This is a genomic window from Zoogloea sp., from assembly GCF_041904905.1.
GTDB lineage: Bacteria > Pseudomonadota > Gammaproteobacteria > Burkholderiales > Rhodocyclaceae > Zoogloea.
Genome location: NZ_JAYRMI010000103.1, coordinates 1 through 10,569, shown reverse-complemented (window position 1 = coordinate 10,569; position 10,569 = coordinate 1). Strand labels below are relative to the sequence as shown.

The 10,569-nt window shown below is 68.1% G+C and carries 7 protein-coding genes; 1 reads left to right on the top strand and 6 read right to left on the bottom strand.

The annotated features are described in order from the left end of the window. The coding region (locus ACE3N6_RS18335; RefSeq protein WP_374247267.1) for an NAD(P)/FAD-dependent oxidoreductase at positions 1-1,188 on the top strand (1,188 nt) is incomplete at its 5' end. Between the two features lie 15 nt (positions 1,189-1,203). Here ACE3N6_RS18335 and ACE3N6_RS18330 read toward each other — a convergent pair. From ACE3N6_RS18330 to thiC, 6 genes are all read right to left on the bottom strand, one after another. After that, positions 1,204-2,064 carry a hypothetical protein gene (locus tag ACE3N6_RS18330; RefSeq protein WP_374247265.1) on the bottom strand — a complete coding sequence of 287 codons (861 nt, stop codon included), beginning with the start codon at positions 2,062-2,064 and terminating at the stop codon, positions 1,204-1,206. 245 nt (positions 2,065-2,309) lie between these two features. Next, complete coding sequence (ahpF, locus tag ACE3N6_RS18325; protein WP_374247264.1) at positions 2,310-3,863, bottom strand: alkyl hydroperoxide reductase subunit F; 1,554 nt, start codon at positions 3,861-3,863, stop codon at positions 2,310-2,312. 150 nt (positions 3,864-4,013) lie between these two features. Then, positions 4,014-4,577 (bottom strand): alkyl hydroperoxide reductase subunit C, encoded by a 564-nt coding sequence (gene ahpC / locus ACE3N6_RS18320; protein ID WP_374247263.1) that lies wholly within the window; start codon positions 4,575-4,577, stop codon positions 4,014-4,016. Positions 4,578-4,691: 114 nt separating this feature from the next. Next, positions 4,692-5,957 (bottom strand): ATP-binding protein, encoded by a 1,266-nt coding sequence (locus ACE3N6_RS18315; protein WP_374247262.1) that lies wholly within the window; start codon positions 5,955-5,957, stop codon positions 4,692-4,694. A 51-nt stretch (positions 5,958-6,008) separates the two neighbouring features. Continuing rightward, positions 6,009-9,374, bottom strand: a complete 3,366-nt coding sequence (locus ACE3N6_RS18310) for a CHASE domain-containing protein (protein ID WP_374247261.1) — start codon at positions 9,372-9,374, stop codon at positions 6,009-6,011. A 198-nt stretch (positions 9,375-9,572) separates the two neighbouring features. Continuing rightward, on the bottom strand, positions 9,573-10,569 hold a 997-nt coding region (gene thiC / locus ACE3N6_RS18305; RefSeq protein WP_374247260.1), incomplete at its 5' end, for a phosphomethylpyrimidine synthase ThiC.

Below are 10,569 nucleotides of genomic sequence, written 5' to 3'. Positions count from 1 at the left end.
GGCCTGTGGCGCAAGAACAATCTCAACCCCGAATCGAACGTGCAGTTCGGCGAAGGCGGCGCCGGCACGTTTTCGGACGGCAAGCTCTACAGCCAGATCAAGGATCCGCGCCACCTGGGCCGCAAGGTGCTGACCGAGTTCGTGAAGGCCGGGGCGCCCCCCGAGATCCTGTACGTGGCCAAGCCCCACATCGGCACTTTCCGGCTGGTGGGGATGGTGGAGAACATGCGCGCGGAGATCATCGCCCTGGGCGGTGAGATCCGCTTCCAGCAACGCGTGACCGACATCCTCATCGAAGACGGCCAGGTGCGGGGCGTGAAGACCGCGAGCGGCGACGAGATCCTGACCGACCACGTGGTGCTGGCGCTCGGCCATTCTGCCCGGGACACCTTCGAGATGCTCCACGCCAAGGGCGTGTTCATGGAGGCCAAGCCGTTCTCGGTGGGGTTCCGGATCGAGCACCCCCAGTCGCTCATCGACAAAGCCCGCCTTGGCCCCCACGCCGGCCACCCGCAACTCGGCGCCGCCGACTACAAGCTGGTGCATCACGCCGCGAACGGTCGCGCAGTGTACAGCTTCTGCATGTGCCCGGGCGGTACGGTGGTGGCCGCCACGTCGGAGCCCAACCGGGTCGTCACCAATGGGATGAGCCAGTACTCCCGCAACGAGCGCAACGCCAACGCGGGCATCGTGGTCGGCATCACCCCGGAGGATTACCCGGGCGGCCCGCTGGCGGGCATCGAGTTCCAGCGCAAGCTGGAGAGCCGGGCCTTCGAGCTGGGCGGCGGCACCTACGAGGCGCCCGGCCAGCTGGTCGGCGATTTCCTGCAGGGCAAGCCCTCCACCCAACTGGGCAGCGTCGAGCCTTCGTACAAGCCGGGCGTGCACCTGGGCGATCTCTCCACCGCCCTACCCGACTACGCCATTGCCGCGATCCGCGAGGCGATCCCGGCCTTCGACCGTCAGATTCGCGGCTTCAACCTCTACGACGCGGTGCTGACCGGCGTCGAGACGCGTACCTCGTCGCCGCTGCGCATCACCCGCGGCGAAAACCTCCAGAGCCTGAACGTGAAGGGCCTTTACCCGGCGGGGGAAGGCGCGGGCTACGCGGGGGGGATTCTGTCGGCCGGGGTGGATGGGATCCGGGTTGCGGAGGCCGTTGCCAGGGATCTGCTGGCGCCAGCCTGACCTGCCGGCCGCCGATCAGCGGCTCACAAAACTGCGGAAGGTGTTCGGCCGCCCGAGCACCAGCCGCCCGAACTCGTCGAGCAGCGCCGGCCCGAGCGACTCGGGCAGCAGCGTGCAGGCGGCAAACCCCAGCCGCTCCAGGTTGCGCGACTCCATCGCCACCTGCTGCTTTTCGAAATCGGCCCGCCACACCACCCGCACGGTGATCTCGTCGACGATCCGGAAGCTGGCGTGCTCAAGCTCACGCTGGGAGTTACGGCGCTCTGCGCATTCGAAACGCAGGCCCAGATCGAACAACACCTGGCGGAGCCGTTCGATCCCGCTCCCGACGCGTTCGAGCGTCCGCTCACCGGGGCCCTTCAGGGTGTAACCGAGGGTGACGCGCTCGATGCGGCCACCCTCGCTCTCGGGCTGCGTGCGGAAGTCGGCGTAACCTTCAAGCCACGACAGATCGCGGAAGGCGTCGTCGCCGCCCAGGAAGTAGTAATCCCGCCCGACGCGGGGCTTGAGGTAGTTGAGCTGGGTGGTGAGATCGTGGAGGTAATCGAAGACCGAGCGCAGACGCCGGTCCAGGCCATCCCGCGCCGCATCGACCCGACGCGACGCATCGCTGGCACGGCGCTGGCTGACGACCACCTCGTCCTTCAGCTGATCGAGGAGCCCGCCGCCGGCGGGCCGCTGGCTGGCCTGAGGGGCCGCGTCGCCCGGCCGCGCCGGGGTGTCGCCGCACGGCTCGGAGGCCGGCTCCAGCTTCACTTCCGGCAGGGCATCCGGGAACTCGGTGGTGGAGATGCGCAGGCCGCTGGCCCGGGCGTCGATCTCCTGGACCCGCTGCCGGGCGGCGTCGATGTCGAACGAGGCAATGTCGGCGAGCAAGGCCTCGGTCTCGGCATCGAGCCGGTCGGCATTGCCATGAACGACGCGAAGGTTTGAACTCTTTCGGCGCACGGGCGGCAGTCGGACGAATCGCAAGGGATGACATTATCCTTCGCAGTGATCCTCGTCGGCAAGTGCCCGGGGGCGGGAAGAATGAAAATATGCGCCACCCCGCGACGACACGCTTTTTTTCGCCGTGCAGCGCCTCACCGGCAGGACGCCTTGCGCCCTGCCGGCGGGCCCGGTCAGGCTGGCACCGAGCTGCGGATCAGGTGATCGAAGGCACTCAGCGACGCCTTCGCGCCCTCGCCCATGGCGATGATGATCTGCTTGTAGGGCACGGTGGTGCAGTCGCCCGCCGCGAAGACACCGGGCACCGAGGTCTGGCCCTTGGCGTCGACGATGATCTCACCGCGGTCCGACAGCTCGACCGTGCCCTTCAGCCAGTCGGTGTTGGGCAACAGGCCGATCTGCACGAAGATGCCCTCAAGCTCGACGAGGTGCTCGCTGCCGCTCACCCGGTCTTTGTAGCGCAGGCCGTTCACCTTCTGGCCGTCGCCGGTGACTTCGGTGGTGAGGGCCGACTTGATGACCGTGACGTTGGGCAGGCTGTAGAGCTTGGTCTGGAGCACCGCGTCGGCGCGCAGGGTGTCGGCAAATTCGAGCAGGGTGACGTGGGAGACGATGCCGGCCAGGTCGATGGCGGCCTCGACGCCCGAGTTGCCGCCGCCGATCACCGCCACGCGCTTGCCCTTGAAGAGCGGGCCGTCGCAGTGGGGGCAGAAGCACACGCCCTTGGCCTTGTATTCCTTCTCGCCCGGCACGTTCATCTCGCGCCAGCGGGCGCCGGTGGAGAGGATCACCGCCTTGCTCTTGAGGGTGGCGCCGTTTTCCAGCTCGATCTCGATGAGCGCGCCTGGCACCAGCTTCTTGGCCTTCTGCAGGTTCATCAGATCCACCTCGTACTGCTTGACGTGCTGCTCCAGCGCGGCGGCGAGCTTGGGCCCTTCGGTTTCCTTCACCGAGATGAAGTTCTCGATGCCGAGGGTGTCCATCACCTGGCCGCCGAAGCGCTCCGCCACCACGCCGGTGCGGATGCCCTTGCGGGCCGCGTAGATGGCTGCCGCCGCGCCGGCCGGGCCGCCGCCGATCACGAGCACGTCGTACGCGGCCTTGGCGGAGAGTTCTTCCGCCGCTCGGGCCGCGGCGCCGGTATCCACCTTGACGAGGATCTCCTCGACGGTCATGCGGCCCTGGCCGAAGGTCTGGCCGTTCAAGAAGACCGTGGGCACGGCCATGATCTGGCGTTGATTGACGAGATCCTGGAACAGGGCGCCGTCGATCATGGTGCTGGTGACGCCGGGGTTGAGCACGGCCATCAGGTTGAGGGCCTGCACCACGTCCGGGCAGTTGTGGCACGAGAGGGAGATGAAGGTCTCGAACTCGAACTTGCCGGGCAGCGCCTTGATCTGGTCGATCACCGCCTGCTCCACCTTGGGCGGATGGCCGCCGGTCTGCAGCAGGGCGAGGATCAGCGAGGTGAACTCGTGCCCCATCGGGATGCCGGCAAAGTGGATGCGCGGGGCCTGGCCGGGCTCGGCCACCCCGAAGGACGGGCGCAGGGGGTGGGCGCCGTCTTCGCGGAGGCTGACCTTGCCCGAGAGCGAGGCGATGTCGACGAGCAGGCTGCGCAGCTCCTGGGCCTTGGCGCTGTCGTCCAGCGAGGCCACCAGTTCGATCGGGCGCTGGAGCTTCTCCAGGTAGGCCTTGAGTTGGTTCTTGATGTCGGCGTCGAGCATGATGCGTCCTTTCGTCCAGTCGTTGCGTTCGGTGTGTTCGGTGATTGCTTGAATCCCATCGCCAAACACGCCCCCGACGGGGCAGCGCTTGGCGGTGGAATCCGCGCCGGGCGGGCTGCCGCCCGGCGGGAGGGGCTCGGCGGGCTTCGATCAGATCTTGCCAACCAGGTCGAGGCTGGGCGCCAGGGTGGCCTCGCCTTCCTTCCACTTGGCGGGGCAGACTTCGCCCGGGTGGGTCGCCACGTACTGGGCGGCCTTCACCTTGCGGAGCAGCTCGGCGGCGTCGCGGCCGATGCCCAGGTCGTGGATCTCGGCGACCTTGATCTCGCCTTCCGGGTTCACCACGAAGGTGCCGCGCAGGGCGAGCCCTTCGTCCTCGATCAGCACGTCGAAGTTCCGGGCGATGGCGTGGGTCGGGTCGCCGATCATCGGGTAGCCGATCTTCTTGATCGTCTCGGAGGCGTCGTGCCAGGCCTTGTGGGTGAAATGGGTGTCGGTGGAGACAGCGTACACCTCGACGCCGATCTGCTGGAACTCGGGGTACAGGTCGGCCACATCGCCCAGCTCGGTGGGGCAGACGAAAGTGAAGTCGGCGGGGTAGAAGAAGAAGATCGACCACTTGCCCTGCACCGTCTCGTCGGTGACGGTGACGAACTTGCCGTTGTGGTAGGCCTCGGCCTTGAAGGCTTTGATCCGGGTGTTGATGATTGCCATTTCGTTCGCTCCTGGGCGTGCATGAAGAAGACAGGAGGAATGGTAGAGAAGCCCGATCTATTGTTCTAATTGATTGTTGAAATCAATTCGATTGCCACCCGCTATCAAGCACCCTCAGGGCGCATCGTCGTGGGTGGCGGGCGGGCCGTCGATAGGCAAGTTTACCGTGAAGGTGGTGCCCTTTCCCGGCTCGCTGAACACCCGGATCGTGCCCCCGTGCCGCTCCACGATACCCCACGACAGCGACAGCCCCAAGCCCGTTCCCTTGCCCACCGGCTTGGTGGTGTAGAAGGGCTCGAAGATCCGCGGCAGCTTGTCGGCGTCGATGCCTGCGCCGGTATCGGTCACGCTGATCTCAACGCCGTTGTCGCCGGTGCAGGCCGTGCGCACGGCGATCTGCCCCTCGCCCTCGATGGCCTGGGCGGCGTTCACCACCAGGTTCATGAACACCTGATTGAGCTGGGACGGGATGCAGCGGACGTGCGGCAGCTCGCCGTAGTCCTTGACCAGGGTGCAGTGATACTTGAACTCGTTACGGGCGATGTTGAGGGTGGAATCCAGCCCGGCGTGGAGATCGGCCCATTGCCACTCGGAGTCGCCCGAGTGGGAGAAGCCCTTCAGGTCGGCCACGATCCGGCGCACCCGCTCCACCCCCTCCCGGGTCTCGGCGACCAGATCCGCCACGTCCTGCCGCAGAAAGTCGAAATCCATCCGGCGCAGCTGGGCCCGCACCTCGGCCAGAATCGCGCTGGCGTCGCGGCTGCCGGGGTCGTCGGCGCACAGGCCGGCAACCGTCAGCAGATCCTGCAGGTACTGGGCCAGGGTGCTCAGGTTGGAGGCGACGAAGCCGATCGGGTTGTTGATCTCGTGGGCGATCCCGGCCGAGAGCTGGCCGATGGAGGCCATCTTCTCCGACTGCAGCAGCTGCATCTGGGCCAGCTCGAGCTGCCGGGCGCCCTCCTCCATCTGGCTGACGATGCTGCGGTTGGACGTGCGCAGGCTGTCCCGCGCCGCCTTGGCGTCGAGCTGGGCGCGGATGCGCGACAGGGCGATGGCCGCCCGCACCGGCTTGTGGATGAAATCCGCGGCCCCCAGCTCGAAGCCCCGCAGCTCGCTGTCCTCGTCGTGGAGCGCGGTGACGAAGATCACCGGCACATGGCGGGTCGCCTCGTCGGCCTGGAGCTTGTGCAGCACCTCGTAGCCGTCCATGCCGGGCATCATCACGTCAAGCAGGATGAGATCCGGCGGGGTGCCGCTGCCGGCGATCCGCAGCGCCTCGGCGCCTGAATCCGCCAGCCGGACCCGGTAGAAGGGCCGCAGCAGTTCGCCCAGCGTGCGCAGGTTGGTCGGGTTGTCGTCGACGATGAGAATGACTTTCATTTTCCGGGCGTATCGGGTTCGGTTTGCAAAGGGCAGGACGGGAGACGGGCCTCACCCCGCCGCGCCCGGGCTTCGGGCCAGCACCTGCTGCAGGCACTCGCGGGCGGCCATGAAGCGCAACTCGCCGACAAGCCGGCCCACCTCATCGAAATCTGACTCCATAACGGTTCCAAAGACCAGGGTCTTCAGTTCACGAAAGCGCGCGAGGGCGTCGAAGTCGTTTTGCACGAGCAGCTGATCCAGCTCCTCCGCCAGCGCCGCCAGACGGTCGCCGTCCAGGGTCTGCAGGCTCGGGGGGGGCGGCATGCCCTCCGGTGCGGACGGCAGCCAGCGCTGCAGCACCCCCACCAGCACCTCCATCAGCACCGGCTTGGTCACAAAGTCGTCCATCCCGGCGGCCAGACAGGCCGTGCGGCTCTCGGCGAAGGCGTCGGCGGTCAGCGCCACGATCGGCAGCCGCTGGCCGCTGCCGGCCTCCCGGCGGCGGATCTCGGCGGTCGTGGCGAGGCCGTCCATCACCGGCATCTGCACGTCCATCAGCACCAGATCGGGCCGCGCGCCGCCGGCCAGCCGATCCAGGCAGGCCTGACCGTCGGCCACGTCGAGCACCCCCACTCCCAGCGCGGCAAGCTGGGAGCGGATCACCCGCCGGTTGGTGGGGTTGTCCTCCACCAGCATCACCAGCCCGCCTGTCGACAGCGGGGCCGGCAGATGCGCGGCGGGGCGCTCGGGCGCCTCGGGCCGGGGCCGGGCGTCGTCCGCCGCGGCGTGGATGCGGAACCAGAAGCGCGCCCCCTCGCCCACCCGGCTGACCAGCCCCACCGAGCCGCCCATCAGCTCGGCCAGGCTGCGCACGATGGACAGGCCCAGCCCGGTGCCGCCATAGCGGCGACTTGCCGAACTGTCGGTCTGGGAGAAGGGCAGGAACATCGCGGGGTGCTTGTCCTCGGGCACCCCGATGCCGGTGTCGGTCACCGCAAACTCGAGGACCGCCCCGTCGCCGTCGCGCGCCACGACGCGGGCCTCGACGTGCACGCTGCCGGCGTCGGTGAACTTGATGGCGTTGCCCACCAGGTTGGCCAGCATCTGCACCAGCCGCTGACGATCCAGGCAGTAGGCCCCATCGTCCGCGCCGGCCCAACCGGCGGTCAGCGCCAGGCCCTTGCGCCGCGCCGGCTCGGCAAACAGGCCCAGCACATCCTGGAGCACCCCGGCCACCCGGACCGGGGCCGGGTTGAGGGTCAGCTTGCCGGCCTCCACCTTCGAGAAGTCGAGGATGTCGTTGAGCTGCCCGAGCAGCACCTGCCCCGAATCGAGGATCACCCGGGCGTAGTCCTGCCGGTCCGGCGCGCTCACGTCCGGGCGCAGCAGCAACTGGGCCATGCCCAGGATGCCGTTCATCGGGGTGCGCAGCTCGTGGCTCACGGTGGCCAGGAAGCGGCTCTTGGTCTGGCTCGACTGCTCGGCGGCCTCCCGCGCCGCGATGAGCTGGATGTGCTGGGTGATGTCCTGGATCACCTGGACGCAGGCTTCATCCTCACCCCACGCAAGCCCCGACGCCGAGACGATGACCTCGATCTCCGACCCGTCGCGGCGGCGATGGCGACAGCGGGGCAGCACCGCGGCCTGCCCTGCGCCCGCATCCCACCCGGCAAGGGCCTCGCCCGCCACCAGGATGTCGTCCAGGGTCATCGCCAGGAAAGCCTCGCGCGACCAGCCGTAGTGCGCCACCGCCTTGTCGTTCACCATCAGGAAGCGGCGGCTGCCGGTAGCGATCTGCCACATGGGCAGCGGGCTGTCGTTGAACAGCCGCTGATAGCGGTCCTCGCTGGCCCGCAGCGCCGCGTTGTTGCGCTGGATGAGGGCCGTGCGGCCGCTCATGCCGAGGATCAGCACCTGCATCAGCACCGCAAAGAGCAGCCCGATCCCGCCCATCGCCCACACCAGGACCGGCCGGTTGTGCTGGAAATAGCCCCGCCCGGGGAAGGCCGACAGCGCCCACTTTCTATCCCCGACCGGCAGCAACACCGACCAGCCGCTCGCCCGCTCCGGCACCACCTCGCCGGCCAGCAGCGACGCCGAGCGGTAGAGCACGCCCTCCCCGGCCGGCATCCCGGCATCCGTCAGCTGCAGCGCCAGCCCCTCGGGCACCTGCTCGCGGGTGGCAATGGCCACCATCTCGTCCACCTTGATGACCGCCACCGCAAACCCGCCCGGCCGGGCAAGGCCATCGACGGCCAGCGGATTGGCGCCGCCGCGCACCGGCAGCAGCTCCAGCACGCCCGTCCGCTTCTGCTGATCCTGCACCAGCTTCACCGGCATCGTCACCGCCACCCCACCCAGCGCCAGCGCGCGGTCGATCGCCTCCCGGCGGATCGGCTCGGAGTAGATGTCGAAGCCCACCGCAGGCCGATTGGCGGCCAGCGGCACGATGTAGCGCACCGCCACGTAGTCCGGCCGGTCGTCGGCCCGGCGCAGGCGCCCCGACGCGTCCCGCTCGGTGATCTGGAACCCCGCGCCCAACGACTTCTCGTAGGCCTCGCGATGTTCGTGGGGCACCAGATCGTTGAAGCTCAACGCGTGGATGTCCTCGTGCCCCTGCAGGGTGATGCGGGTGAACTGCTCGAACTGCCGGAAGCTGAACTCCGGCGTCGCCTCGATGAAGTTGCGCAGCGACGCCAGCACCTCCCGATGGGCCAGCACCCGGTCGGCGATCCGCCTGGCGAGCGCCTGTCCGTCCGCCTGAAGCCGGTTCTGCTGCACCTGCCGCTCCCACAGCGCCACCCCGTGAAACGCCAGCGCCACCAGGCCGCCGGTGACCAGGGTGGGCCCCACGATCCGCCGCCAGCGCTCCTTCCACGCCCCCCGGCGGCGCTCGAAGAAGCACACCGCCAGCGGCGCCAGCACGATGACGCCGACCGAATCCCCCACGTACCAGTTCCACCAGGCGAACAGGTAGTCGGAGCGATCGATCACCCCCAGCCCGTAGAGCCCGGTCACCGCCAGCGACGACGACACCAGGGTCGCGATCAGCCCCCCGAGCAGCAGGAACCTCGCCACCTCCTGCTCCGACTCCAGGCTCCGCCAGCGTTCCCCCAGGAAGCGGTCGATCATCCACGCACCGGCCGCCGCCTGGATCGCCGCGCTGAAGCCGACCAGGACGGCCACCGAGAGCGACACGGCATCCGGGCTGCCGCTCAACCACGCGTTGCTCAGGTTGAGCAGCGCCGACCCCAACCACACCCCCACGAGGGCTACCCGCCCGAACTGCAAGGTACACGCCAGCGCCAGGCCCGCCGAGGGGAACAGCGGACTGGCGTAGCCCGGCGCAACGGCAAGCAGCAGGCTGGCAGCCCCGAGGCTTCCGTAAGCCAGCGTCACCAGCGCGATGCGTTGAAGGACATGGGCGATGCGCACGGCGCCAACCATCCTTGGTTTTGTTGATTTTGTTATTTTATAATCATTTTTAACACTTTGTTTGTTTTTGAATGGTGCGGGTCGAGGCGCTCCGCCCGCTCCCGGGCCTTCTGCCGGTCCACGATGCGCCGGGCCGCCACCCGACACCGGGGTCGGGGTCGGGGTCGGGGTCGGGGTCGGGGTCGGGGTCGGGATCGGTCACAGCCTGCGGTAGATCTCCGCCCCCTGCCTGACGAACTCCACCGCCTTGGTCTCCATGCCCTTCTCCAGCGCCTCGGCCTCGGCGATGCCCTGGGCGGCGGCGAAGTCGCGCACGTCCTGGGTGATCTTCATCGAGCAGAAGTGCGGGCCGCACATGGAGCAGAAGTGGGCGACCTTGGCCGACTCCTTGGGCAGGGTCTCGTCGTGGAAGGACTTGGCCTTGTCCGGGTCGAGGCCCAGGTTGAACTGGTCGTCCCAGCGGAACTCGTAGCGGGCCTTGCTGAGTGCGTTGTCGCGGATCTGCGCGCCCGGGTGGCCCTTGGCGAGATCCGCCGCGTGGGCGGCCAGCTTGTAGGTGATGATGCCTTCCTTCACGTCGTTCTTGTCCGGCAGGCCCAGGTGCTCCTTGGGGGTGACGTAGCAGAGCATGGCGGTGCCGTACCAGCCGATCATCGCGGCGCCGATGCCGCTGGTGATGTGGTCGTAGCCGGGGGCGATGTCGGTGGTGAGCGGGCCCAGGGTGTAGAACGGGGCTTCCTTGCAGTGCTTGAGCTGCAGGTCCATGTTCTCCTTGATCATGTGCATCGGCACATGGCCCGGGCCTTCGATGATGGTCTGCACGTCGTGCTTCCAGGCGATGTCGGTCAGCTCGCCCAGGGTTTCCAGTTCGCCCAGCTGGGCGTCGTCGTTGGCGTCGTAGATGGAGCCCGGACGCAGGCCGTCGCCCAGGCTGAAGGCCACGTCGTAGGCCTTCATGATTTCGCAGATGTCCTCGAAGTGGGTGTAGAGGAAGCTCTCCTTGTGGTGGGCGAGGCACCACTTGGCCATGATCGAGCCCCCGCGGCTGACGATGCCGGTCATCCGGTTGGCGGTCATGGGGATGTAGCGCAGGAGCACGCCGGCGTGGATGGTGAAGTAATCCACGCCCTGCTCGGCCTGCTCGATGAGGGTGTCGCGGAAGATCTCCCAGGTCAGCTCTTCGGCCTTGCCGTTC